Genomic DNA, 22,610 nt, shown 5'->3' on the forward strand with positions numbered 1-22,610 from the left:
GCTCGGGCTGTTCCCCTTAATCGCCTCGTTCCTGTTCGAGCTCGGCGAGACCTCGCTGTCGATCGCCGGCATCGTGATCGCGGGCTTTGCGATCGGCGGCCTGCTCTACACGCTGACGGTGGCGCGCCTTTTGCCGTTGATCGGGGTGAGGGGGATGATGATCGTTGGCGCGACGCTGGTCGCGATCCAACTCGTCGGCGTCGCCTTCGGGCCGCACTGGAAGCTGCAGATGGCGGGCCTCCTGGTGATGGGCCTCGGCTTCTACATGATCCACGGCTGCCTGCAGGTGTTCGCCAGCGAGCTGTCGGTCGAGGCGCGCGCCACCGCGCTGTCGCTGCACTCGTTCTTCTTCTTCATGGGCCAGACCGTCGGCCCGATCGCCTACGGTTTTGGGCTTCAACACGCCGGCAAGACGACGACGTTGGTCTCGGCCGCCGCCGTGATGGCGGTGCTCGGATTTATCTGCGCGAGATTTTTGAAGCAGACGCGGCCGGCGGATGCTGCCGCGAGGCCGGACGTCGAGCCTTAGTGATCCGCCGAGGAAACGAGGTTGGATTGCGTCGGTTCGCTGCGCGTCCGTTGTGATGCCATCAGTTTCCTGACGCTCCAGATCGTCAGGTCAACGACCAGCAGAACGTAGGAAACAGCGGCTGCGAAACCGAACCACAGTTCGAAACCGTCGACGCCTGAGGTGTGATCCTCATACGTCCCAGCTTGCGTAAAACATTCGTATGGGGTGTTTGCCGCTATGTGCAGAATTGATCCGGCACCACAAACTGTGACCAAGCCTATGATGAGGTTCGCCAGGATCAAGGCGTTGCTACGGGCCAAGAATAGCGGAACAGTGACAATGGCGAGCGCCATACAGAGGAAGTTGACCGACCATCCCTCACCGAAGGTCATACCTTGGCTTGAACAGAGATCATTATAGGCCTTGGCGGCTATCGGATAAGCATAGCTGACAATAAAGACAGAAAGGCCGTAGAACAGCAGCGGCGCCAACCGGAACGACGTCTTGAGATTGCGCATTGACGCGTGTTCTCCTGCTGACGCAGCCCAACTACGCTGGCTTAGGAGGATAAGCAGGCGCGGCGAATTTGCCAGAGCCCGCCTAACCCCGCCCGCGATACGTCGCGACGCCCTGATCGGGAACCCAGATGCCCTTCGGCAGCCGGCCGGTCTGGAAGAACACGTCGATCGGGATGCCGCCGCGCGGATACCAGTAGCCGCCGATGCGCAGCCATTTCGGCTTGATCTCGTCCGATATCCGCTTGCCGATCATGACTGTGCAGTCCTCATGGAAGGCGCCATGGTTGCGGAAGCTCGCCGCGAACAGTTTCAGCGATTTGGATTCCAGCAGCCAGCGGCCCGGCACATAGTCGATCACCAGATGCGCGAAATCCGGTTGGCCCGTCACCGGGCAGATCGAGGTGAATTCCGGCACCGTGAAGCGGACCAGATAATCGGTACCAGCCTGCGGATTGGGCACGCGGTCGAGCTGCGCCTTTTCCGGCGTGTCGGGCCATTCCACCGCACGGCCGAGTTGCAGGCCGGGGGAGGTCGTTGATTTGCTGGATTTCTTTGCCATTGGGGTCTCCGTGCGGGTCTCATAGAGCATGATCCGGAAAAGTGGAAACCGGTTTTCCCGCAAAACAACCCCATGCAAAGTACGGCAATGCGGGCCGTCAGGCGGCCTTTTCCCCCTCGATGCATTGCGGTAGAAGCACCGCCATCCGACCCCCTCACTGCCCATAAGAGGTTCTCATGACTGACATCGTCGACATCATCGGCCGCGAAATCCTGGATAGCCGCGGCAACCCCACGGTCGAGGTCGATGTGGTGCTGGAGGATGGGTCGATCGGCCGCGCGGCGGTGCCGTCGGGCGCCTCCACCGGCGCCCATGAGGCGGTGGAACTGCGTGATGGCGACAAGTCGCGCTATCTCGGCAAGGGCGTCGAGAAGGCGGTCGCAGCCGTCAATGGCGAGATCTTCGAGGCGCTCGCCGATCAGGCGGTCGAGGAGCAGGTCGCGATCGACCAGATCATGATTGATCTCGACGGCACGCCGAACAAGAGCCGGCTCGGCGCCAACGCCATCCTCGGCGTCTCGCTGGCCTGCGCCAAGGCGGCAGCCGAATCCTTCGACATGCCGCTGTATCGCTATGTCGGCGGCACCTCGGCGCGGACGCTGCCGGTGCCGATGATGAACATCATCAATGGCGGCGTGCATGCCGACAATCCGATCGACTTCCAGGAATTCATGATCCTGCCGGTCGGCGCCACCTCGTTCGCCGAGGCGCTGCGTTGCGGTTCGGAGATCTTCCACACGCTGCGCGGCGAATTGAAGAAGGCCGGCCACAACACCAATGTCGGCGACGAGGGCGGCTTCGCGCCGAACCTGCCGTCGGCCGACGCCGCGCTCGAGTTCGTGATGAACGCGATCGGCAAGGCCGGCTACAAGGCGGGTGATGACGTCGTCCTCGGCCTCGACTGCGCCTCCACCGAATTCTTCAAGGAAGGCTCCTACGTCTACGGCGGCGAGAACAAGACTCGCTCGCGTTCGGAGCAGGTGAAGTATCTCGCCGATCTCGTCAGCCGCTATCCGATCGTCACCATCGAGGACGGCATGTCGGAGGACGACATGGACGGCTGGAAGGAGCTGACGGATGCGATCGGCAAGAAATGCCAGCTGGTCGGCGACGATCTGTTCGTCACCAACGTCACCCGGCTCGCCGACGGCATCAAGAACGGCCGCGGCAATTCGATCCTGGTCAAGGTCAACCAGATCGGCACGCTGACCGAGACGCTGGCGGCGATCGAGATGGCCTACAAGGCCGGCTACACCGCCGTGATGTCGCACCGCTCCGGCGAGACCGAGGACTCCACCATCGCCGATCTCGCGGTCGCCACCAATTGCGGGCAGATCAAGACCGGCTCGCTGGCGCGCTCCGACCGCACCGCCAAGTACAACCAGCTGCTGCGCATCGAGCAGCAGCTCGGCACGCAGGCGAAATACGCCGGCAGGGCGGCCTTGAAGGCGCTGGCGTAACGCCCCAACTGATCGGGACTGAATAAAACGCAAAAAAGGGAGGTCGGGATGAGTGACGGCAAGAGCGGTCTGCAACTGCGTTCGCTGCTCAAGAAGAATGGTGAGCTGGAATTGTCGCTGGTCAATGTCCCGACCCCCGAGCCCGGACCCGATGAGGTCGTGGTCCGGGTCGAGGCGACCCCGATCAATCCGTCGGATCTCGGTCTCCTGATCGGGCCGGCCGACATGTCGGCCGCAAAGGTCTCCGGCAGCAAGGACTTGCCTGTCGTGACCGCGCGCGTGCCGGACGCGGCGTTGGCCGGCATGGCCGCGCGGCTCGACGAGTCGATGCCGGTCGGCAATGAAGGTGCCGGCGTCGTGATCAGGACCGGTTCGTCGGACGCCGCGAAAGCGCTGATGGGCCGGACGGTCGCGATGATTGGTGGTGCGATGTATGCGCAATACCGTACGTTGCGGGTCAACGAATGCCTGCCGCTGCCCGAGGGCATCACACCGGCGGAAGGCGCCTCCTGCTTCGTCAATCCGCTGACTGCGCTTGGCATGACCGAGACGATGCGGCGCGAGGGACACAAGGCGCTGGTGCACACCGCGGCGGCGTCCAATCTCGGCCAGATGCTCAACAAGATCTGCCTCAAGGACGGCATCGGCCTCGTCAACATCGTGCGCAACGAGGAGCAGGCCGGCATCCTGCACAAGATCGGCGCCAGGCATGTCGTCGATTCCAGCGCGCCCGATTTCATGGACAAGCTGACCAACGCGCTGGTCGAGACCGGCGCGACCATTGCCTTCGATGCGATCGGCGGCGGCAAGCTCGCGGGCCAGATCCTGGTCGCGATGGAGACCGCGATCAACAAGACCGCCAAGGCCTACAGCCGGTACGGCTCGAATGTGCACAAGCAGGTCTACGTCTACGGCAGCCTCGACAACCGCTCGATCGAGCTGCCGCGCGGCTTCGGCATGGCGTGGGGCGTCGGCGGCTGGCTGCTGTTCCCGTTCCTGATGAAGATCGGTCCGGAGGCGGGCAACAAGCTGCGCCAGCGCGTGGTGGCTGAGTTGAAGACGCCCTTCGCGAGCCACTACACCAAGGTGGTCTCGTTGCAGGAGACCTTGCAGCTCGACAACATCGCCGTCTACGGCAAGCGTGCGACCGGAGAAAAATTCCTGATCAACCCGAACAAGGGCGCGTAACCGCGCGGCCACTTCGCTCGAAAGCGCTCTATTCGCGCTCGAATGCCAGCTTCCTGGAGCGCTTGTGACGCTCCAGGGCATGGCGGATCAGGACATCCATCAGTTCGGATTGCGGCAGGCCGCTGGCCTCCCACAACCGCGGATACATGCTGATGTCAGTGAAGCCGGGCAGGGTGTTCGCCTCGTTGACGAACGCCTGCTCGCCATGGAGGAAGAAGTCGATCCGTGCCATCCCTTCGCAGCCGAGCACGGCGAATGTCTTGTTCGCCAGCTCCCGGATGCGGTCGGCGACGGCAGGCGCGACGTTGGCGGGCACCTGAAGCAGTGCGCCATCCGCGTCGAGATATTTTGCGTCGTAGGAGTAGAAGCCGTGCTTGTCGGACGGAACGATCTCGCCGAGCTGCGAGGCGCGGACGCGGCCCTCGGCATCCTCGAGCACGGAGCACTCGACCTCCCGGATCGGCGCGACGCAACGCTCGATCAGGATCTTGGTGTCGAAGCGGAACGCCAATCTGCAACCGGCCTCGAACTCCTCCGCATTGCGCGCCTTCGACACCCCGACCGATGATCCCATGTTGGCGGGCTTGACGAAGACCTCTCGCGATCCGAGGGCGCCGGCCGCGTCGTCATAGCTGATCGGCGCTGTCGTCGACATCACGACAAAGGGGACGATCGGCAATCCCGCCTCGCGCAGCAGCCGCTTGGCGACGTCCTTGTCCATGCCGGCCGCCGAGCCCATCACGCGCGAGCCGACATAGGCGACGTCGGACAGCTCGAGTGCACCCTGGACCGTTCCGTCTTCGCCGTTCGGGCCATGCAGGACCGGGAAGACGACATCGAACGCCGGCAATTCCTGAACGCCTGTGGCGCCGCCGCCCAGCGCCAGCGTGCGGCCCTGGCCTCCCGGCAGCAGCGCGAGCTGCGGTCCGTCGGGGGAAATGGTCAATGCGCTGTCGCCGGTGCCAGCGCCGTTTCCCGCGCCAACCGCGATCCAGCGGCCATCCCGGGTGATGCCGATCGCCGTGGCGTCGTAGCGATCCGGGTCGAGCGAGCGAAGCACGTTGGCGGCCGATGCCCGCGAGACGTCGTGTTCGGCCGATCGTCCGCCGAACAGGATTGCAACCCGTATCTTGCGCTCTGCCATCAGCTGCTCTTCAGTTGGCGCGATGCTTGCCTGGAATCGCGACAGTATGTTTCGAGGAACGTGTCGACAATTTGCCGCCGGTTGCGCCCGGCGCGGCTTTCGGGCGGAATGGCATTCTCCGGGGGCGAGCTGACGGGGCTTGAGCGGCGCAGCCTCGGCGCCGTTGGTGCAAAATTCGCAAACGCTGCGTTTCCGGAATTGGACGATCCATGCACTTGCATCTTTCTCGGCGGGCCGGTAGGTGAAGTGCAGTGTTACGCGCAACCCGAGGGGAATATGCAATGGCCTATAACATCGTCACCGTCGTCGGCAGCATTCGCAAGCAGAGCTTCTCGCTCAAGATCGCCAATGCGCTGGCCAAGCTCGCCCCGGCCTCGCTGAAGCTCGACGTGACGACCCTCGAGGGCATTTCCTTCTTCAACCAGGACCTCGAGGCGGCCCCGCCGGCGGACTGGCTCGCCTTCCGCGAGAAGCTGCAGAAGTCGAACGGCGTCCTGTTCGTGACCCCCGAATACAACCGCTCGATCCCGGGCGTGCTGAAGAACGCGATCGACGTCGCCTCGCGGCCGTACGGCAAGAGCTCGTTCATCGGCAAGCCGGTCGGCATCATAGGCAACTCGCCCGGACCGCTCGGCGGCGTCAGCGCGGTGAAGCATCTGCAGAACATCCTGCCGGGTATCTCCGGCCCGATCCTCGGCCAGCCGGAAGCCTACCTCAACGGCGTCGGCGATGCCTTCGACGACAAGGGCGAGCTGACCAAGGAGTCGCTCAAGGGCGTGCTGCAGCAGTATCTCGATGCTTTCTCGGCCTTCATCGAAAAGCAGAACCGCTGATCTTGTTTTGACGCGTTTTCTACCGCAGATAAGTCTACGCGATCTGCGTAAACTTGATTGCTACGCGAACCGGCATCCACTTCGCTCGAAAACGCTCTGGTTTAGCAGTCCGTTAACTCCATGGCCGCATCTTCGCGGCCATGGTTTCTCGCACACGGCTCAAATCGATTCTGACCGGGCTCGCCCTCTACACGCTGGCGGCGCTGATGGTCGGCTATTTCGGCGTCAATGCCTACACCGGCAAATACGGCCTGAATGCGCGGCTGGAGCTCGACCAGGAAATCATCGCGCTGACCTCGGAGCTGGCGCGCTTGAAGAAGGAGCGGGCCGAGGGCGAGCAGCGGGTGTCGCTGCTGCGCTCGGACCGGGTCGACCCCGATATGCTGGACGAGCGCGCGCGCTTCCAGCTCGACTACGCAAACCCGCGTGATCTCGTTCGGATCAACAAGACGAACTGACGCCGGCAGTTATTTTAGGACAGCTGCATGTCCGAAAATAACTGGCTGCTGTTCTTCAAATTTCAAAATCGATCGATCCGTATCACAAAAGTGTCGCGCCGCGCTGCACTGCGGCATAGCAAAATTCCGTCGAGCGAACGCAATCCTTCCAAGGTGATTTGAGTTGGGTTAGAGAGGGTTCTTCGACTTCTCTCACCCGGAATTGCCATGGCCACACCCAAGAAAACCGTCGCAAAGGAATCAGGGCAGGAGAAGGCGGGCTCTCCCCCCGAATTCAGCAGGGAGCAGGAGCTCAAGGCCCTGCGGGACATGCTGCTGATCCGGCGCTTCGAGGAGAAGGCCGGCCAGCTCTACGGCATGGGTGCGATCGGCGGTTTCTGCCATCTCTATATCGGCCAGGAAGCGGTCGTGGTCGGCATGCAAATGGCGCTGAAGCAGGGCGACGAGGTCATAACCGGCTACCGTGACCACGGCCACATGCTGGCCTGCGGGATGGAATCCCGGGGCGTGATGGCCGAACTGACCGGCCGGCGCGGCGGATATTCCCGCGGCAAGGGCGGCTCCATGCACATGTTCAGCAAGGAGAAGCATTTCTACGGCGGCCACGGAATCGTGGGCGCGCAGGTGTCGCTCGGCACCGGCCTTGCCTTCGCCAATCGTTATCGCGGCAACGACAACGTCAGCGTGACCTATTTCGGCGACGGCGCGGCCAACCAGGGCCAGGTCTACGAGAGCTTCAACATGGCCGAGCTGTGGAAGCTGCCGGTGATCTACGTGATCGAGAACAATCGGTATGCGATGGGCACCTCGGTGTCGCGCGCGTCGGCCCAGCAGGACTTCTCCAAGCGCGGCGTCTCCTTCAACATTCCCGGCAAGCAGGTCGACGGCATGGACGTGCGCGCGGTGAAGGCTGCCGCCGATGAGGCCACGGCCTGGTGCCGCGGCGGCAACGGTCCGATCATCCTGGAGATGCAGACCTATCGTTACCGCGGCCACTCGATGTCCGATCCCGCGAAGTACCGCACGCGTGAGGAAGTCGAGAAGGTTCGCCACGACCAGGACCCGATCGAGCAGGTGCGCAACCGCCTGCTGGCCGACGGCGTGAGCGAGCAGGACCTCAAGGCGATCGACGCCGAGGTGCGCGAGATCGTCAACGAAGCCGCCGACTTCGCGCAGCACGATCCCGAGCCCGATGCGTCCGAGCTCTACACCGACATCTACCGCTGACCCCACCCGCGCAGACGAATTTCAAGACCGATTTCGGGAGCCGATATGCCCATTCAAGTGCTGATGCCTGCGCTGTCGCCCACCATGGAGAAGGGCAACCTCGCCAAATGGCTGAAAAAGGAAGGCGAGACCATCAAGTCCGGTGACGTCATCGCCGAGATCGAGACCGACAAGGCGACGATGGAGGTCGAGGCAACCGACGAGGGCACGCTCGGCAAGATCCTGATTCCGGAAGGCACCGCCGACGTCCTGGTGAACACGCCGATCGCCACCATCCTGGCCGACGGCGAAAGCGCCGCCGACCTCGCCAAGGTGCCCGCCGCGCCGGCGCCGAAGGCTGCCGAGGCTGCGCCTGCTGCTGCCGAGGCCAAGGGAGATGCAAAGGCGGAAGCGCCGCAGCCTGCGGCGAAGGTGCCGGCCGCGCCGGTCAGCGAAGCGCTGCCCGATCCGGAAATCCCTGCGGGCACCGAGATGGTCACGCAGACCATTCGCGAGGCGCTGCGCGATGCGATGGCCGAGGAGATGCGCCGCGACGGCGACGTCTTCATCATGGGCGAGGAGGTCGCCGAGTATCAGGGCGCCTACAAGGTGACGCAGGGCTTGTTGCAGGAGTTCGGCGCCCGGCGCGTGATCGATACGCCGATCACCGAGCACGGCTTTGCCGGCGTCGGCGTCGGCGCGGCGATGGCCGGGCTGAAGCCGATCGTCGAGTTCATGACCTGGAATTTCGCGATGCAGGCGATCGACCAGATCATCAATTCCGCCGCCAAGACGCTGTATATGTCCGGCGGCCAAATGGGATGCTCGATCGTGTTCCGTGGTCCGAACGGCGCCGCCGCGCGCGTCGCGGCCCAGCACAGCCAGGACTACGCCGCCTGGTACTCGCAGGTGCCGGGCCTGAAGGTGGTCGCGCCGTATTCGGCCTCTGACTACAAGGGCCTGCTCAAGGCCGCGATCCGCGATCCCAATCCGGTGGTCTTCCTCGAGAACGAGATGCTGTACGGCCACACCGGCGAGATACCGAAGCTCGACGATTTCGTGGTGCCGATCGGCAAGGCGCGCATTGCGCGGGCCGGCAAGGACGTCACCATCGTCTCCTGGGCGATGGGCATGTCTTATGCGCTGAAGGCTGCCGACGAGCTCGCCAAGGAAGGCGTCGAGGCCGAAGTGATCGATCTCCGCACCATCCGTCCGATGGATACCGAGACCATCATCAACTCGGTGAAGAAGACCGGCCGTGCGGTGACGGTGGAGGAGGGCTGGCAGCAGAGCGGTGTCGGCTCGGAGGTCGCGGCGCGCATCATGGAGCACGCCTTCGACTATCTCGATGCGCCGGTGGCGCGGGTCTCCGGCAAGGACGTGCCGATGCCTTACGCGGCCAACCTCGAAAAGCTCGCTCTGCCCTCCGTCGCCGAGGTGGTCGCAGCCGCCAAGGCCGTGTCCTACCGGTAACGCCGATGGCCGGTCCCAAGGAGCAGCCGCTGCCGCCTGACGTGATGGGCCGCGACGACGCCATCGAGGTGCTGCGCGCCTTTGTCGTCGACGGCGGCCTGTCGATCGCGTTCCAGCGCGCTTTCGAGGAGCCGGACATGTGGGGGCTGATGCTCGTCGACATCGCCCGTCACGCTGCGCGCGCCTATTCGCGCGAGAGCGAATACACCGAAGACGAGGCGCTCGCGCGCATCGTCGAGATGTTCGAAGCCGAAATCGCCCGGCCGACCGACATGGGCCAAACCAAACCGCGGTCGCAACAAGGTCACTGACAATGCCGATCAATATTCTCATGCCCGCGCTGTCGCCGACGATGGAAAAGGGCAACCTCGCCAAGTGGCTCAAGAAAGAGGGCGACAAGGTCAAGTCCGGCGACGTGATCGCGGAGATCGAGACCGACAAGGCGACGATGGAAGTCGAGGCGGTCGATGAAGGCACGATCGCCAGGATCCTGGTGCCCGAGGGCACGCAGGACGTGCCGGTCAACGACATCATCGCGGTCATGGCCGGCGACGGCGAGGATGTGAAGGCGGCCGCCAGCGCCGGAGCGGGCGCGGCACCCGCAGCCAAGCCCGCCGAGGCACCGAAGCCCGCGGCCCCGGCTGCGCCTGCGGCAGCTCCCGCTGCGGCGGCAGCGCCGAAGCCGGCCGCAGCGCCCGCAGCCGCGCCTCAGGCGGCGGCACCGGCCGCGCAGGCCAATGGCCACGCCCGCGTGTTCTCCTCGCCCCTGGCGCGCCGGTTGGCAAAAGAGGCCGGCATCGATCTCGGCCGCATCACCGGCACCGGCCCGCACGGCCGCGTCATCGCGCGCGACGTCGACGATGCCAAGTCCGGCAAGGGCCTGAAGGCACCGGCGGCGGCACCCGCCGCAGCAGGACCGAGCATCGCTCCCCAGGGCGCAGTTGCGCCCGGGATGTCCGACAAGCAGATCCTGGCGCTGTTCGAGCCGGGCTCCTACGAAGTCGTGCCGCATGACGGCATGCGCCGCACCATCGCGCAGCGTCTCACCGCTTCGGTGCAGAACGTTCCGCACTTCTACCTGACGATCGACTGCGACATCGGCAAGCTGCTCGCCGCGCGCGAGGAGATCAACGCGTCGGCGCCGAAGGACAAGGAGAAGAAGCCGCTCTACAAGATTTCGGTCAACGACTTCGTCATCAAGGCGATGGCGGTCGCGTTGCAGAAGATTCCGAACTGCAACGTCAGCTGGACCGAAGGCGGCATGCTCAAGCACAAGCATTCCGACGTCGGCGTCGCGGTGGCGATGCCGGGCGGCCTGATCACGCCGATCATCCGCAAGGCCGAGACCAAGACGCTGTCGACCATCTCCAACGAGATGAAGGATTTTGCGGCGCGCGCCCGCGCCCGCAAGCTGAAGCCGGAAGAATATCAGGGCGGCACCACTGCGGTGTCCAACCTCGGCATGTACGGCATCAACCACTTCACCGCCGTGATCAATCCGCCGCACGCCTCGATCCTCGCGGTCGGCACCTCGGAGGAGCGTCCGGTGGTACGTGGCGGCAAGATCGAGATCGCGCAGATCATGAGTGTGACCTTGTCGTGCGATCACCGCGCCATCGACGGCGCGCTCGGCGCCGAGCTGATCGGCGCCTTCAAGCAGCTGATCGAAAACCCCGTGATGATGATGGTGTGACGGGCATCCGCCATGTACGCGATGTCAGGTCCGTACGTTCTGCTCGCCGCCATCGCCGTTGCGCTGCTCGTCGCGGTCAACCGCGACCTGATATCGACGTTCCAGTTCCGGTTGATGATGATCGGCGCCGGTGTGCTGGCGCTGGTGTGGACCATATTTCTTGGTGCGGTATGGCAGGAGTACCGATGAATGGCCGGCTTGGCCCGCTCGCGCTGGCCCTGGATCTCGCTGCTGCTGTCGGCCGTGCTGGTGTTCAACCCGGTCGGGTTGAATCTCCTGCACTCCGCGTTCTTCGCCGGCGAGCAGCTGGCGCGGGACATCGCCCAGCCGATCGTGCTGACGGCCCTGGCCCTCACGGCCGTGGTGATCGGGCTCGAATGGCTGGTCAGGTCGTTGATCGCAAGAAGCCGCGCGCGCGGCGTCACACGTTGAGTTGAACGGGAGCCGCCATGGCCGACACATCCTTTGACGTCATCATCATCGGCTCCGGCCCCGGCGGCTATGTGACCGCGATCCGCGCCGCGCAGCTCGGCTTCAAGACCGCGATCGTCGAGAAATCCTATCTCGGCGGCATCTGCCTGAACTGGGGCTGCATCCCGACCAAGGCCCTGCTGCGCTCGGCCGAGATCTACCACTACATGCAGCACGCCAAGGATTACGGGCTGTCGGCCGACAATGTCAGCTTCGATCCGAAGGCTGTGGTGCAGCGCTCGCGCGGGGTCTCGAAGCGCCTCAATGACGGCGTCGGCTTCCTGATGAAGAAGAACAAGATCACGGTGATCTGGGGCGACGCCACGATCGATGCGCCCGGCAAGATCACGGTGAAGAAGTCGGCGGTCGAGGCGCCGAAGGGCGCGAGCGGCGAGGGCAGCTACCAGGCCAAGCACATCGTCGTCGCGACCGGCGCGCGGCCGCGCGTGCTGCCAGGGCTCGAGCCGGACAAGAAGCTGATCTGGACGTATTTCGAGGCGATGGTGCCGGAGCGGATGCCCAAGTCGCTGCTGGTGGTCGGCTCGGGCGCGATCGGCATCGAGTTCGCTTCGTTCTTCCACACCATGGGAGCGGACGTCACCGTGGTCGAGGTGCTGCCGCAGATCCTTCCCGTGGAAGACGCGGAGATCGCCGGCCTGGCGCGCAAGCGGTTCGAGAAGCAGGGCATCAAGATCATGTCCTCGACCAAGGTGACGAAACTGGAGAAGAAGGCCGACAGCGTTGTCGCGACCATCGACGACGGCAAGGGCCAGCCGCAGACCAAGGAATTCGAGCGCGTGATCTCGGCGGTCGGTGTGGTCGGCAATATCGAGAATCTCGGGCTGGAGAAGCTCGGCGTGAAAACCGACCGCGGCTGCATCGTGATCGACGGTCTCGGCAAGACCAACGTCCCCGGCATCTATGCGATCGGCGACGTCGCAGGCCCGCCGATGCTCGCGCATAAGGCCGAGCATGAGGGCGTGATCTGCATCGAGGCGATCAAGGGCCTGCACCCGCATCCGATGGACAAGCTGATGATCCCGGGCTGCACCTACTGCAACCCGCAGGTCGCTTCCGTCGGCCTCACCGAAGCCAAGGCCAAGGAAGGCGGCCGCGAGATCCGCGTCGGCCGCTTCCCGTTCGTCGGCAACGGCAAGGCGATCGCGCTCGGCGAGGACCAGGGCCTCGTCAAGGTGATCTTCGACAAGAAGACCGGGCAGTTGCTCGGTGCGCACATGATCGGCGCCGAGGTCACCGAGCTGATCCAGGGCTATGTCGTGGCGATGAATCTGGAGACCACGGAAGAGGAATTGATGCACACCGTATTCCCGCATCCGACCTTGTCGGAAATGATGAAGGAAGCGGTGCTCGACGCCTACGGGCGCGTGCTGAATATTTGATTGGCGGGAGCGGAAGCTTCGCAACGTTAGCAGTTCCGTCATCCTGAGGTGCGAGCGCAGCGAGCCTCGAAGGATGCACGGCCAAGACCTGGCAGCGGGGCCTGTCGCCCTTCGAGGGCCGCTGAAGAAGCGGCCACCTCAGGCTGACGGGTCTCATATTGGTGAACCTAAAAACAAGAAAGAGCGCACCCCATGAAAGACAACGACAACCTCACCATCGAACGCCCGACCTTCGTGACCCATCTCGAATGCGCGATGGAGGGCGACCATTATGCGGCTGACCAGGTGCACAATCTCTCCAAGGCCGGCAAGCCGCTGCTGGTGCGCTACGATCTCGCCGGGGTGAAGACGGCGCTGACGAAAGACGCGCTGGCCCAGCGCCCCGCCGACCTGTGGCGCTATCGCGAGCTGCTGCCGGTGCGCAAGTGCCAGGACATCGTCAGCCTCGGCGAAGTCACGACGCCGCTGATCCGGCTGCCGCGGCTCGGCTCCAAGCTTGGCGGCGGCGAGATCATCGTCAAGGACGAGGGACGGTTGCCGACCGGCTCGTTCAAGGCGCGCGGCCTCGTAATGGCGGTGTCGATGGGCAAGGCGCTCGGCATCAAGCACATGGCGATGCCGACCAACGGCAATGCCGGCGCGGCGCTCGCGGCCTACGCCACCTCGTGCGGCATCAAGACCACGATCTTCTGTCCGGCCGATACGCCGGAGGTGAATGTCAGCGAGATCGAGCTGCAGGGCGCCACCGTCTATCGCGTCAACGGCTATATCGACGACTGCGGCAAGATCGTCGGCGAGGGCAAGACCAAGGTCGGCTGGTTCGATACCTCGACCCTGAAGGAGCCGTACCGGATCGAGGGCAAGAAGACGATGGGCCTCGAGCTCGCCGAGCAGCTCGGCTGGGACGTGCCCGACGTGATCTTCTATCCGACCGGCGGCGGCACCGGGCTGATCGGCATGTGGAAGGCATTCGACGAGCTCGAGAAGATCGGCTTCATCGGCTCGAAGCGTCCGCGCATGGTTGCAGTGCAGGCCTCCGGCTGTGCGCCGATGGTGCGGGCCTATGAGGCCGGCACCCAGCACGCCGCGCGTTGGGAGGACGCCCACACCATCGCCTCGGGCATCCGCGTGCCGCAGGCGATCGGCGATTTCCTCATCCTGCGCGCGGTGCGCGAGAGCAAGGGGTTTGCGATCGCCGTCGACGACGACAAGATCACCACAGCGCTCAACGAGGTGGCGCGCGAGGAGGGGCTGCTGCTGTGCCCCGAGGGCGCCGCGACCTACGCGGCCTACAAGGAGAGCCTTGCCGACGGCCGGGTCAGCAAGACCGACCGCGTGATGCTGTTCAATTGCGCCAGCGGCCTCAAGTACCCGCTGCCGCCGATCACCCGTACGCTGGACCGGCATAAGCCGATCGACTTCTCGCAGTTCTGACGCCTCATCCGAAGGGCCATCTTGTCGAAAGGTGGCCCTTCAAAATAATCAGAAACAAGAAAAGTCGGGAGAGCGTGATGCGGAAACTGGTTCTGGCCGTGTTGGCGATGTTGGCGTTCACGGGGACCGTTGCCGCGGAAACCTGGCCGGCGCATCTGATCACCATCGTGGTGCCGTTCGCCGCCGGCGGCCCCTCGGATGCGATGGCGCGCATTCTCGGCGAGCACATGAAGCAATCGCTCGGCGAGGTGCTTCTGATCGAGAACGTGACCGGAGCGGGCGGCTCGATCGGTGTCGGCCGCGCGGTGCGTTCGGCGCCTGACGGCTACACCATCTCGTTCGGCCATCTCGGCACCCATGTCGCGAACGGCGCGATCTACAAGCTCGGCTACGACCTCGTCACCGATCTCGAGCCGGTGGTGCTGCTCCCGAGCAATCCGATGATCATCGTCAGCAAGAACGCGGTGCCGGCGACATCGCTGAAGGAGCTGTTGGCATGGCTGAAGTCGCGGCCGGCGCCGCCGACCGCAGGCACCGCGGGCGCCGGCAGCGGCAGCCACATCGCCGGGCTGTATTTCGAGAATGTCTCCGGCATCAAGCTGCAATACGTGCCGTATCGCGGCACCGGGCCGGCGCTGAACGACCTCGTTGCCGGCCAGATCGACATCATCGTCGACCAGACCTCGAACTCGATCAACCAGGTCCGCGCCGGCAACATCCGCGCCTATGCAGTGACCGATTCGAAGCGGGTCGCGAACGCGCCCGAGGTTCCGACGGTCGACGAGGCTGGCCTGCCGGGATTCCACATGACGCTGTGGTCCGGCCTTTGGGTGCCGAAGGGCACGCCGAAGGAGATCGTGGCCAAGCTCAACGCCGCCGCGGTCGCGGCGATGGCCGATCCGGCGGTGCAGAAGCAGCTCGAAAATCTCGGTTTGCAGATGCCGCCGAAGGATCAGCTCACGCCGGAAGCGCTCGGCGCCTGGCAGAAGGCGGAAATCGCCAAATGGTGGCCGATGATCAAGGCGGCCAACGTGAAGGTGGATTGAAGGCGGCGCTCTTTCTTCCACGTCGTCCCGGCGAAAGCCGGGACCCATACTCCGCGGCCTTGGTAAGGGGCATGCGGCCCGACGATTTTCAACCAATCGATGGCGGTGGTTATGGGTCCCGGCTTTCGCCGGGACGACGATTGAGGGGGCATCGTCTCACTGCGCCGGCGCTGCGTTGCTCTCCTGCGTCACGACGCGGTCGCCGCCCTTTGTCGCCACCGCCGTGCCTGCGTCCTCGAAGCGCGCGCGATAGACCGCGAAATTCTCCATCACGCGCTGGACGTAGTTGCGGGTTTCCGAGATCGGGATCCGCTCCACCCAGTCGACCGGATCGACTTTGGGATCGCGCGGATCGCCATAAGCCTTGATCCAGTCGCGGACACGGCCGCGGCCGGCGTTGTAGCCGGCAAACGTCATGATGTGGCAGTTGCGATATTCGGACAGCAGCGCGCTGAGCTCGGCCGCGCCCATCTGGGTGTTGTAGACCGGATCGGACACCATCCGGCTCCAGTCATAGCTGACGCCGAAGCGCTTTGCGGTGTCGCGGCCGGCTTCGGGTGTGACCTGCATCAGGCCGACGGCGTTGGCCGCCGATTTGTCGCGCTGGTCGAACGCGCTTTCGGTGCGCGCAATCGAGTAGGTCATGCTGCGCCCGATATCGGGAGCGATCGGGGTGTGCTTGGGAATGCCGATCACCGGGAAGGCGTAATGGTCGAAGGTGAAGCCGCGGCCGAGCGCGATCTTGCCGATCTGCAGCATTGCGCGGGCATCGCTGTGGCGCCCGGTGAGTTCGCCGAGCGCTTCGAGCATGCCGACATCGGTGCTTTCTTCGGCGAGGTCGGCGGCGAAATAGAGCACGATGTCGGGCTCGCCGATCGCGTAGAGCATATCGGCGGCACGCACCCGCTCGTCGGCGGCCATGCTGTCGGCGCCGGCGGCCGGCGAGGGCGCGCGCAGCTCGATGCCGTCGCGGCCGAGCTTGGCCAGCGCGAGCTGGCCGTAATAGGCGGTCGGGTACCTTGCGGCGGCCTGGTAGTCGGCCCGCATCGCTGCGCTGTTGCCGAGCGCCTCGGCGGCGCGGCCGCGCCAATAGGCGGCGCGCGCCAGCACCGTCGGGTTGGTCTGGCCTTCGTCGATGTGCGCGAAATGCGCCGCGGCGGTTTTTGCATCGTCGAGATAGCGCAGCGCGATCCAGCCGCGCATGAAGTGCATGTCGGAGCGGTAATAGGGATTGTCCGGCGCCGCCGCGCCCCTGATCACGTCAGAGGCTGCCTGGTATTCGCCCTGATCGAGCAGCTTTCGGGACAGGATGCGGCGCTCGCGCCACCACTGGTCGGTGTCCTGCTGCGCCATCGTCTCGGGTGCGGCTGCAATCGTCACGCGCGCGGCGTCGTCGATCCTGTTCTTTGCGAGCAGAAACTGAATACGGCATAGCGTGTAGCCGAGATCGCTACGCGCATCGGCCGGCACATCGTTAAGCGTGTCCTCTGCCTTGCTTGATTGCCCGCGAACTGCACCGCAGGCTTTCACGATGGCGAGCTCGTCGCTGCCGAGATGCTGCGCCGCGCGCCGGGCGCCGGCGAGATCCTTGGCGCCGATCCGCTTGTCCATGCGCGCGCGGTGGTCGTCACGCGTGAGCAGGTCTTTGAATGCGTCGTAGGCGTCGCTCTCGGTCCGGTCCAGCAATTCGTCCGAGCGCCACGCATCGCGAACCAGCCGTGCGGCGCCGTCGCGGTCGCCTTCGGCCAGCAGCGTGCGGGCGAGCGCGAACTTGCCTTTGGCGCTGATCGGTTGATCGAGGGTGAAGCCGTGCACCGTGGCCGGATCGCTGCGCTCCTGCCACATCCGCGCTTCGGCGCGCTTGCGCATCAGCGTGACGCTTGGCCAGTCCGGGTTGGCGGTGATGAATGCCGCATAGCGGCTGAATGGTGCATTGGATTCGGAGTGGCGCAGCAGATACCACTCGACGAGCTTGCGCCCGACCGGGTCGGCGATCTTGGCCTGAATATCGGTAGCGTCGTTGGTCTTGCCTCGGCGCGCGGCGATGATCGCATCCCTGACCATGGCGAGATCGCCGGACAGCTGCGGCCCGGCGGGTTTCTCAGGCTCTGATGCTTTCGTGGTCTCAGCCGATTTGGACGGAACGGATTTGGCCTTTGCGGATTTGTGTTTGTCGGCGCTGTGCCGGGCGTGCCGGCGTTTGCCGGAGGCCTCGCGCGCAGATTTGCTGCTGGCCTTCGAGCTGGCCTTGGCGCCATGGATCTTCTTGTCGCCGTGGCCGCTCTTGGCCTGGTGCTGGTGATGCGGCTTGGCGTCTGCCTTGATTGGAAGCAGCGCGAGCGCGGCGGCGGTGGCGAAGCACGCCAGCGGACGTAGGCAACGGTTCATTCCCTGGTCCCCCCTGAGAAACCATGAGGCACAAACAGAACGCGTCATACGGCGGCACAACCGCCGCAGATTATCACTACCCTCGATTCTCGAGTGTTAACGCTGCTGCAACTCAACAGGGAAACGCGGCGAAATATAGAATAGCACCGGCGGAACCCGCGGGAACCGGGGTTTATACGGGTGAAGAGCGGACGGATGGCGCCCCACCTTGCACGGTTCCATCGGAGATGTACCCTCGTTGCAAGCGCGCCGCGGGGGTTGCCGATGTCACAGATAGATCACTTGTTGCTATTCGGGGCGTCGTGATGCCCAGCCTCACGACCATCCTTGACGGCGGCCGCTATTTCGAAGGCCCGCGCTGGCATCGTGGGCGGCTGTGGTTCGTCGACTGCATGGCACGGACGCTGCTCAGCATCAGCCCGTCGGGCGACTTGCAGGAACATGCAGGGGTGACCGACGACACGCCGTGCGGCCTCGGCGTGCTTCCTGATGGCGATATCGTCGTGCTGACGATGTTCAAGAAGCGGCTGCTGCGTTTTTCGGATGGGGGGCTGACGCTCTATGCCGACCTGTCAGAGGTCGCGACCGGCACGATCGACGACATGATCGTCGACGGGCAGGGGCGCGCCTATGTCGGCGATCTCGGCTTCAATCTGCCGCCGCCGGAGGGCCGCGGCGCCGTCGGGAGGATCATCCTCGTGATGCCCGACGGCAACGCCCGCGTCGTCGCGGACGGCCTGCGTTTCCCCAACGGCATTGCGGTCTCGTCCGACCATCGTCGGCTCGTTGTCGCCGAAATGGATGGTGCTACGCTCGCTGACTACGACATAGCGCCTGACGGCGGCCTGAGCCTTCGCGGGCGGCTCGGCAGCGTCAACGAACCAGACGGCATCTGCCTCGATCGCGACGGGGCGGTCTGGGTCGCGTCATTCACCGAAGATGCGTTTGTCCGGATCGATCGCAACGGTGTGGAGCGTGCGCGCATCACGGTACCCGGCCGTCGTGCGCTCGCCTGTGCGCTCGGCGGCACCGAGCGCAGCACGTTGTTCTGCCTGAATGCGGAGACGTCCTACGAGGAACTGCGGAAAGGCAAATCGGTGTCGCGGATCGATGTCGTCGAGGTCGACACGCCGGGTGATGGCTATCCCTGAGCCGTTGCCCGAGAGCTAGGACCGCTTCTTCTTTTTCTTCTCTTTCTTCTTCAGGATGTCCGCCTGGCTTCTGAAGGCGCGGGCCAGCGAGCGCATCTGATCGGCGACAATTGCGTCGGCCGTTGCCGACGCGACCCGTTCCGCGGTCTGGGCCTGCTTGCGAATTGCCTTGGCCATTTTCATGAAGGACCCAATCGCGCCGCGGCCGTCTGGTTCCAGCCTTGCAGGATCGGGCCGCTTTGATGTTGAACTTTGTTCTTGTTTCGTTCATATTGAAGCGCCCCGGGAGAATGCCATGGACGCCGAGCGAGACCGCGAAATCATCAGGCTATGGAACGAGCTCCGCCGGCTCCAGCGCGAGGGACGTCCGACGGCGCGGCTGGTGCGCCGGATCGAGCAGGCTATCGCTGCAAGGGAGCAGGAAGCGGCCTGACCGGTAGCCAGGTCGCTCACGAACGCGCTAGCGCCCGCCGTCCGGCCCCATCACCAGGTTCGGCAGCCAGGTCGATATCTCCGGGAAGAAGCAGAGCATCAGCACTGCGAACATCATCAGCAGCACGAACGGCAGCGTGCCCCAGATCACCTCGCTCAGCGGGATGTCGGGCGCGACGTTGCGGATGACGAAGATGTTGAGGCCGACCGGTGGGTGGATCAGGCCCATCTCCATCACGATGGTCATGACGATGCCGAACCAGATGATGTCGAACTCTGCCGCGCGCAGCGGCGGCAGGATGATCGGCGCGGTCATCAGGATGATCGAGACCGGCGGCAGGAAGAAGCCGAGCACGATCACCATCACGAGGATCGCAAACAACAGCTCCCAGCGCGGCAGGTGCATCGCGACGATCGCCTCCGCAGCCGACTGCGAGATGTGCAAATAGCTCATCACGTAGGAGTACAGCAGCGACATGCCGATGATCAGCATCAGCATAGTCGACTCGCGGATGGTCGATTTCAGGATCGGCGACAGGTCGCTCGGTTTCCACACGCTGTAGATCACGGCGATCAATCCGAGCGCCAGCAGGCCGCCGAGGCCGGCGGTTTCCGACGGCGTGGCGTAGCCGCCATAGAGCGCGATCATCACGCCGGTCAACAGCAGCACGAACGGGATCACGCGCGGCAGCGCGCTGAAGCGCTCGGCCATGGTGAACTCGTCGCGTTGCAGGATCGCGGCATCCTTGCCGGTCGCGTCATAGGCGGCCTTGGCCATGGCGTATTCCTTGCGGAAGCGGAACACGGCGTAGAGGCCGAACAGCGACACCAGCAGCAGTCCGGGGCCGATGCCGGCGAGAAACAACCGTCCCAGCGATTTCTCGGCGGCGACGGCGAACAGGATCATCGTGATCGAGGGCGGCAGCAGGATGCCGAGCGTGCCGCCGGCGGCGATGATCCCCGCGGCAAAGCCGCCGGAATAACCGCGCTTGCGCATCTCCGGAATGCCGGCCGAGCCGATCGCCGAGCAGGTCGCGGGCGAGGAGCCGGCCATCGCCGCAAACAGCGCGCAGGCGAACACATTGGCGACGCCGAGCCCGCCGGGCACGCGGTGCAGCCAGGCATGCAGCGCCGAGTAGAGATCCTGGCCGGCGCGCGATTTGCCGATCGCCGCGCCCTTCAGGATGAACAGCGGGATCGACAGCAGTGTGATCGAGGCCATCTCCTCGTAGACGTTCTGCGTCACCGTATCGAGCGAGGCCGCCGGCATGTAAATCGCCATGAACACGACCGCGACCGCACCGAGCGCGAATGCGATCGGCATGCCGGAGAACATCGCAAGCAGGGTGGCAAGCCCGTAGGAGATGCCAATACCAAACACGGTCATCGACGCGCGCCACCGGTCAGCGGAATGAGGATTTGCAACAACAGCTGCACGCAGAGCAGCGTCATGCCCAGCGCCATCAGCCCATAGGGGATGGCAAGCGGCGGTGACCACATCGAGTTCGACACTTGGCCGTCGACATAGGCCTCGTGCGCCAGGGTCCAGGACTTCCAGGCGAAGAAGGTGCAGAACGCGAAGCTCGCGACATCGACCAGCCACAGCCTGATGCTGTTGGCACGCGCCGAGAGTAGTCCGACGAACGCCTCGATGCTGACATGGCCACGCTGGCTCTGGACATAGGCCGAGGTCATGAAGGTGGCGCCGACCAGCAGGAACACGGCGGCCTCGTCCTGCCAGTAGTTCGGGCTATGGAACAGGGCGCGGCCGAGCACGCTGTAGCTCAGGATCACGCAGGCCGCGATCAATGCGAGCGCGGCGAACACCACGATGATGTTGTTGCAGACGGACAGCGCGCGTCCAAGCATGGCCACGGGCGTACTGCCCGCCGCCGTGCTTGCGGCTTCAGCCTGATCCGCGACCGGACCATGCATCATGCGGCGACGTCGCTTGCGAGCTTCAGCAGGTTGGCTGCCGTCGCCGTCTTGGCGCCGTAGTCCTTCCAGGCGGTGTCGCGCGCGATGTCGCGCCACTTGCCGACAACGGCAGCATCGAGCGCGCTGACTTTGGCGCCGGCCTTCTCATAGACCTTGGCCACTTCGGCATCGTCATCCTGCGCGCCCTTGCGGCCGAACGCCTCGAGCTCGGTGCCGACAGCGAGGATGATGTCCTGCTGGTTCTTCGGCAGCTTGTCGAAGATCGCCTTCGACATCATCAACGGCTCCAGCATGAACCAGTAGGAAGCGCCGGCACCCGAGGTCAGCGACTTCGCGACCTCCTCGAGGCGGAACGAGATCAGGCTGGTCGAGGAGGTGATACCGGCGTCGCAGGCACCAGTCTGCATTGCGGCGTAGATCTCGTTGGACGGCACCGACAGCACGGCGGCGCCGGCGGTCTGCAGCACCATGTCCATCTCGCGCGAGCCGCCGCGCACCTTGAGGCCCTTGGCGTCCTCGGGTGCCACGATCGCCTTGGAGCGGCTGGCGACGCCGCCGGCCTGCCAGACCCAGGAGATCAGCAGGATGCCCTTGTCGGCGAGGAAGTCGCTCAATGCTTTGCCGACCGGCTCCTTCTTCCAGCGCAGGCCCTGGTCGTAGGTCGTCACCAGGCCCGGCATCAGGCCGATATTGGTCTCCGGCAATTCGCCGCCGGCATAGGGCATCGGATAGAGGCTGAGGTCGAGCGCGCCCTTGCGCATCGCCGAGAACTGCGCGTTGGTCTTGATCAGCGACGAGTTCGGATAGACCTCTGCGGTGAGGTCGCCGCCCGAGCGCTTGGCGACCTCGGCCGCGAACATCCGGCACAACCTGTCGCGGAAGTCGCCCTTGTCGATAGTGCCGCCGGGAAACTGATGCGAGATCTTCAGCGTGGTCGCGGCATGCGCGGTCCCGACGCCCATCCGCAGGATCGCGGGTGCGGCGAGGGCGGAAGCGAGGACGTGGCGGCGTGTGAGCATGGTTGTTCCCCTGAAGAGCTTCTTGAGTGGCTGTTAGGCTGGCGCGGAGCTTCAGCTTAGCCGGTCTTGGCGTGAATATTCTCTAGTCTGATAGTTCGAGGCGCCGTGATAGTGCGAGCCGATGTGCGTCAGCAAGTCGTGCCGTTGCTGCGGCGCACACTGCCGCGCCATGGCACAGCGCCGCCACTCAACCCGCGCGCGACCAAACGTCCGGGCGTGCGTGCAGCGTTGCTTCAAGAAATCGTTATTGGAGGTAACAACGGGCGGTGCAAGTGCGTCGAGCAGAGA

At 64.6% G+C, this 22,610-nt stretch carries 25 protein-coding genes; 17 read left to right on the forward strand and 8 right to left on the reverse strand.

What is annotated here, in order from left to right; all coding sequences use genetic code 11:
• Window positions 1–529, forward strand: a 529-nt coding sequence (locus FNJ47_RS02610) for an MFS transporter (RefSeq protein WP_163150360.1), incomplete at its 5' end; no start/stop codon positions are given.
• On the opposite strand, the gene FNJ47_RS02615 is transcribed toward FNJ47_RS02610, so the two are convergent.
• Window positions 526–1,029 (reverse strand): hypothetical protein, encoded by a 504-nt coding sequence (locus FNJ47_RS02615; protein WP_163150362.1) that lies wholly within the window; start codon window positions 1,027–1,029, stop codon window positions 526–528. The two genes, FNJ47_RS02610 and FNJ47_RS02615, sit on opposite strands and share 4 nt — an antisense overlap.
• A gap of 82 nt (window positions 1,030–1,111) precedes the next feature.
• On the reverse strand, window positions 1,112–1,588 hold the full coding sequence (queF, locus tag FNJ47_RS02620) for a preQ(1) synthase (protein WP_163150364.1): 477 nt from the start codon (window positions 1,586–1,588) through the stop codon (window positions 1,112–1,114).
• 176 nt (window positions 1,589–1,764) lie between these two features.
• Between queF and eno the strand changes: the two genes are divergently transcribed.
• Window positions 1,765–3,048: a phosphopyruvate hydratase gene (eno, locus tag FNJ47_RS02625; protein WP_163150366.1), complete on the forward strand. Its 1,284-nt coding sequence runs from the start codon at window positions 1,765–1,767 to the stop codon at window positions 3,046–3,048.
• A gap of 48 nt (window positions 3,049–3,096) precedes the next feature.
• Window positions 3,097–4,236 (forward strand): zinc-binding dehydrogenase, encoded by a 1,140-nt coding sequence (locus FNJ47_RS02630; RefSeq protein ID WP_163150368.1) that lies wholly within the window; start codon window positions 3,097–3,099, stop codon window positions 4,234–4,236.
• A gap of 28 nt (window positions 4,237–4,264) precedes the next feature.
• Here the strand turns inward: FNJ47_RS02630 and FNJ47_RS02635 are convergent, their stop codons facing one another.
• On the reverse strand, window positions 4,265–5,380 hold the full coding sequence (locus FNJ47_RS02635) for a D-alanine--D-alanine ligase family protein (protein ID WP_163150370.1): 1,116 nt from the start codon (window positions 5,378–5,380) through the stop codon (window positions 4,265–4,267).
• A 281-nt stretch (window positions 5,381–5,661) separates the two neighbouring features.
• On the opposite strand from FNJ47_RS02635, the gene FNJ47_RS02640 reads away from it, so the two are divergent.
• The 12 genes from FNJ47_RS02640 (at window position 5,662) to FNJ47_RS02685 (ending at window position 15,394) form a co-directional block, all read left to right on the forward strand.
• Window positions 5,662–6,213 (forward strand): NADPH-dependent FMN reductase, encoded by a 552-nt coding sequence (locus FNJ47_RS02640; protein WP_163150372.1) that lies wholly within the window; start codon window positions 5,662–5,664, stop codon window positions 6,211–6,213.
• Between the two features lie 140 nt (window positions 6,214–6,353).
• A complete protein-coding gene (locus FNJ47_RS02645) occupies window positions 6,354–6,671 on the forward strand; it encodes an FtsB family cell division protein (protein ID WP_163150374.1) in 318 nt (105 codons plus the stop codon).
• A 27-nt stretch (window positions 6,672–6,698) separates the two neighbouring features.
• Window positions 6,699–6,833: a hypothetical protein gene (locus FNJ47_RS53150; protein WP_283811183.1), complete on the forward strand. Its 135-nt coding sequence runs from the start codon at window positions 6,699–6,701 to the stop codon at window positions 6,831–6,833.
• A 45-nt stretch (window positions 6,834–6,878) separates the two neighbouring features.
• On the forward strand, window positions 6,879–7,898 hold the full coding sequence (gene pdhA / locus FNJ47_RS02650; RefSeq protein ID WP_163150376.1) for a pyruvate dehydrogenase (acetyl-transferring) E1 component subunit alpha: 1,020 nt from the start codon (window positions 6,879–6,881) through the stop codon (window positions 7,896–7,898).
• Window positions 7,899–7,943: 45 nt separating this feature from the next.
• A complete protein-coding gene (locus FNJ47_RS02655; protein WP_163150378.1) occupies window positions 7,944–9,350 on the forward strand; it encodes a pyruvate dehydrogenase complex E1 component subunit beta in 1,407 nt (468 codons plus the stop codon).
• 5 nt (window positions 9,351–9,355) lie between these two features.
• Window positions 9,356–9,661 carry a DUF5076 domain-containing protein gene (locus FNJ47_RS02660; protein WP_024583574.1) on the forward strand — a complete coding sequence of 102 codons (306 nt, stop codon included), beginning with the start codon at window positions 9,356–9,358 and terminating at the stop codon, window positions 9,659–9,661.
• A 2-nt stretch (window positions 9,662–9,663) separates the two neighbouring features.
• Complete coding sequence (locus FNJ47_RS02665) at window positions 9,664–11,043, forward strand: pyruvate dehydrogenase complex dihydrolipoamide acetyltransferase (RefSeq protein ID WP_163150380.1); 1,380 nt, start codon at window positions 9,664–9,666, stop codon at window positions 11,041–11,043.
• A 12-nt stretch (window positions 11,044–11,055) separates the two neighbouring features.
• A complete protein-coding gene (locus FNJ47_RS49760) occupies window positions 11,056–11,232 on the forward strand; it encodes a hypothetical protein (RefSeq protein ID WP_165445499.1) in 177 nt (58 codons plus the stop codon).
• Complete coding sequence (locus FNJ47_RS02670) at window positions 11,233–11,475, forward strand: hypothetical protein (protein WP_163150382.1); 243 nt, start codon at window positions 11,233–11,235, stop codon at window positions 11,473–11,475.
• A gap of 17 nt (window positions 11,476–11,492) precedes the next feature.
• Window positions 11,493–12,914 carry a dihydrolipoyl dehydrogenase gene (gene lpdA / locus FNJ47_RS02675; protein ID WP_163150384.1) on the forward strand — a complete coding sequence of 474 codons (1,422 nt, stop codon included), beginning with the start codon at window positions 11,493–11,495 and terminating at the stop codon, window positions 12,912–12,914.
• 192 nt (window positions 12,915–13,106) lie between these two features.
• On the forward strand, window positions 13,107–14,348 hold the full coding sequence (locus tag FNJ47_RS02680) for a threonine synthase (RefSeq protein WP_163150386.1): 1,242 nt from the start codon (window positions 13,107–13,109) through the stop codon (window positions 14,346–14,348).
• A gap of 77 nt (window positions 14,349–14,425) precedes the next feature.
• Window positions 14,426–15,394, forward strand: a complete 969-nt coding sequence (locus FNJ47_RS02685; protein WP_163150388.1) for a tripartite tricarboxylate transporter substrate binding protein BugD — start codon at window positions 14,426–14,428, stop codon at window positions 15,392–15,394.
• A gap of 156 nt (window positions 15,395–15,550) precedes the next feature.
• Here the strand turns inward: FNJ47_RS02685 and FNJ47_RS02690 are convergent, their stop codons facing one another.
• Complete coding sequence (locus FNJ47_RS02690; RefSeq protein ID WP_163150390.1) at window positions 15,551–17,782, reverse strand: lytic transglycosylase domain-containing protein; 2,232 nt, start codon at window positions 17,780–17,782, stop codon at window positions 15,551–15,553.
• Window positions 17,783–18,087: 305 nt separating this feature from the next.
• Here FNJ47_RS02690 and FNJ47_RS02695 point away from each other — a divergent pair, with 305 nt between their 5' ends.
• On the forward strand, window positions 18,088–18,933 hold the full coding sequence (locus FNJ47_RS02695) for an SMP-30/gluconolactonase/LRE family protein (protein ID WP_163150392.1): 846 nt from the start codon (window positions 18,088–18,090) through the stop codon (window positions 18,931–18,933).
• Window positions 18,934–18,948: 15 nt separating this feature from the next.
• On the opposite strand, the gene FNJ47_RS02700 is transcribed toward FNJ47_RS02695, so the two are convergent.
• Window positions 18,949–19,116 carry a hypothetical protein gene (locus FNJ47_RS02700; RefSeq protein ID WP_163150358.1) on the reverse strand — a complete coding sequence of 56 codons (168 nt, stop codon included), beginning with the start codon at window positions 19,114–19,116 and terminating at the stop codon, window positions 18,949–18,951.
• Between the two features lie 112 nt (window positions 19,117–19,228).
• On the opposite strand from FNJ47_RS02700, the gene FNJ47_RS02705 reads away from it, so the two are divergent.
• Window positions 19,229–19,366, forward strand: a complete 138-nt coding sequence (locus FNJ47_RS02705; RefSeq protein WP_163150394.1) for a hypothetical protein — start codon at window positions 19,229–19,231, stop codon at window positions 19,364–19,366.
• Between the two features lie 27 nt (window positions 19,367–19,393).
• Here FNJ47_RS02705 and FNJ47_RS02710 read toward each other — a convergent pair whose 3' ends face one another.
• The 3 genes from FNJ47_RS02710 to FNJ47_RS02720 form a co-directional block, all read right to left on the reverse strand.
• The gene (locus FNJ47_RS02710) at window positions 19,394–20,752 is read right to left on the reverse strand and encodes a TRAP transporter large permease (RefSeq protein ID WP_163150396.1); all 1,359 of its coding nucleotides are present in this window, start codon (window positions 20,750–20,752) and stop codon (window positions 19,394–19,396) included.
• Complete coding sequence (locus FNJ47_RS02715; RefSeq protein WP_430649349.1) at window positions 20,749–21,234, reverse strand: TRAP transporter small permease; 486 nt, start codon at window positions 21,232–21,234, stop codon at window positions 20,749–20,751. Before FNJ47_RS02715 ends, FNJ47_RS02710 begins: the two co-directional genes overlap by 4 nt.
• 65 nt (window positions 21,235–21,299) lie before the next feature.
• Window positions 21,300–22,322, reverse strand: coding sequence for a TRAP transporter substrate-binding protein (locus FNJ47_RS02720; RefSeq protein ID WP_163150400.1), 1,023 nt, complete (start codon window positions 22,320–22,322; stop codon window positions 21,300–21,302).
• Window positions 22,323–22,610: the final 288 nt, after the last annotated feature.

Origin of the sequence: Bradyrhizobium uaiense (assembly GCF_010811875.1) — a bacterium.
Classification (GTDB): domain Bacteria; phylum Pseudomonadota; class Alphaproteobacteria; order Rhizobiales; family Xanthobacteraceae; genus Bradyrhizobium; species Bradyrhizobium uaiense.

Coding starts and splice junctions, on each gene's coding strand:
- queF (WP_163150364.1), bottom strand. CDS start 1,588: ATGGCAAAGAAATCCAGCAAATCAACGACCTCCCCCGGCCTGCAACTC.
- FNJ47_RS02665 (WP_163150380.1), top strand. CDS start 9,664: ATGCCGATCAATATTCTCATGCCCGCGCTGTCGCCGACGATGGAAAAG.
- FNJ47_RS53150 (WP_283811183.1), top strand. CDS start 6,699: ATGTCCGAAAATAACTGGCTGCTGTTCTTCAAATTTCAAAATCGATCG.
- FNJ47_RS02635 (WP_163150370.1), bottom strand. CDS start 5,380: ATGGCAGAGCGCAAGATACGGGTTGCAATCCTGTTCGGCGGACGATCG.
- FNJ47_RS02660 (WP_024583574.1), top strand. CDS start 9,356: ATGGCCGGTCCCAAGGAGCAGCCGCTGCCGCCTGACGTGATGGGCCGC.
- FNJ47_RS02715 (WP_430649349.1), bottom strand. CDS start 21,234: ATGCTTGGACGCGCGCTGTCCGTCTGCAACAACATCATCGTGGTGTTC.
- FNJ47_RS02655 (WP_163150378.1), top strand. CDS start 7,944: ATGCCCATTCAAGTGCTGATGCCTGCGCTGTCGCCCACCATGGAGAAG.
- FNJ47_RS02640 (WP_163150372.1), top strand. CDS start 5,662: ATGGCCTATAACATCGTCACCGTCGTCGGCAGCATTCGCAAGCAGAGC.
- FNJ47_RS02700 (WP_163150358.1), bottom strand. CDS start 19,116: ATGAAAATGGCCAAGGCAATTCGCAAGCAGGCCCAGACCGCGGAACGG.
- lpdA (WP_163150384.1), top strand. CDS start 11,493: ATGGCCGACACATCCTTTGACGTCATCATCATCGGCTCCGGCCCCGGC.
- FNJ47_RS02670 (WP_163150382.1), top strand. CDS start 11,233: ATGGCCGGCTTGGCCCGCTCGCGCTGGCCCTGGATCTCGCTGCTGCTG.
- FNJ47_RS02645 (WP_163150374.1), top strand. CDS start 6,354: ATGGTTTCTCGCACACGGCTCAAATCGATTCTGACCGGGCTCGCCCTC.
- FNJ47_RS49760 (WP_165445499.1), top strand. CDS start 11,056: ATGTACGCGATGTCAGGTCCGTACGTTCTGCTCGCCGCCATCGCCGTT.
- FNJ47_RS02630 (WP_163150368.1), top strand. CDS start 3,097: ATGAGTGACGGCAAGAGCGGTCTGCAACTGCGTTCGCTGCTCAAGAAG.
- FNJ47_RS02615 (WP_163150362.1), bottom strand. CDS start 1,029: ATGCGCAATCTCAAGACGTCGTTCCGGTTGGCGCCGCTGCTGTTCTAC.
- FNJ47_RS02680 (WP_163150386.1), top strand. CDS start 13,107: ATGAAAGACAACGACAACCTCACCATCGAACGCCCGACCTTCGTGACC.
- FNJ47_RS02690 (WP_163150390.1), bottom strand. CDS start 17,782: ATGAACCGTTGCCTACGTCCGCTGGCGTGCTTCGCCACCGCCGCCGCG.
- FNJ47_RS02705 (WP_163150394.1), top strand. CDS start 19,229: ATGGACGCCGAGCGAGACCGCGAAATCATCAGGCTATGGAACGAGCTC.
- FNJ47_RS02695 (WP_163150392.1), top strand. CDS start 18,088: ATGCCCAGCCTCACGACCATCCTTGACGGCGGCCGCTATTTCGAAGGC.
- pdhA (WP_163150376.1), top strand. CDS start 6,879: ATGGCCACACCCAAGAAAACCGTCGCAAAGGAATCAGGGCAGGAGAAG.
- FNJ47_RS02710 (WP_163150396.1), bottom strand. CDS start 20,752: ATGACCGTGTTTGGTATTGGCATCTCCTACGGGCTTGCCACCCTGCTT.
- FNJ47_RS02685 (WP_163150388.1), top strand. CDS start 14,426: ATGCGGAAACTGGTTCTGGCCGTGTTGGCGATGTTGGCGTTCACGGGG.
- FNJ47_RS02720 (WP_163150400.1), bottom strand. CDS start 22,322: ATGCTCACACGCCGCCACGTCCTCGCTTCCGCCCTCGCCGCACCCGCG.
- eno (WP_163150366.1), top strand. CDS start 1,765: ATGACTGACATCGTCGACATCATCGGCCGCGAAATCCTGGATAGCCGC.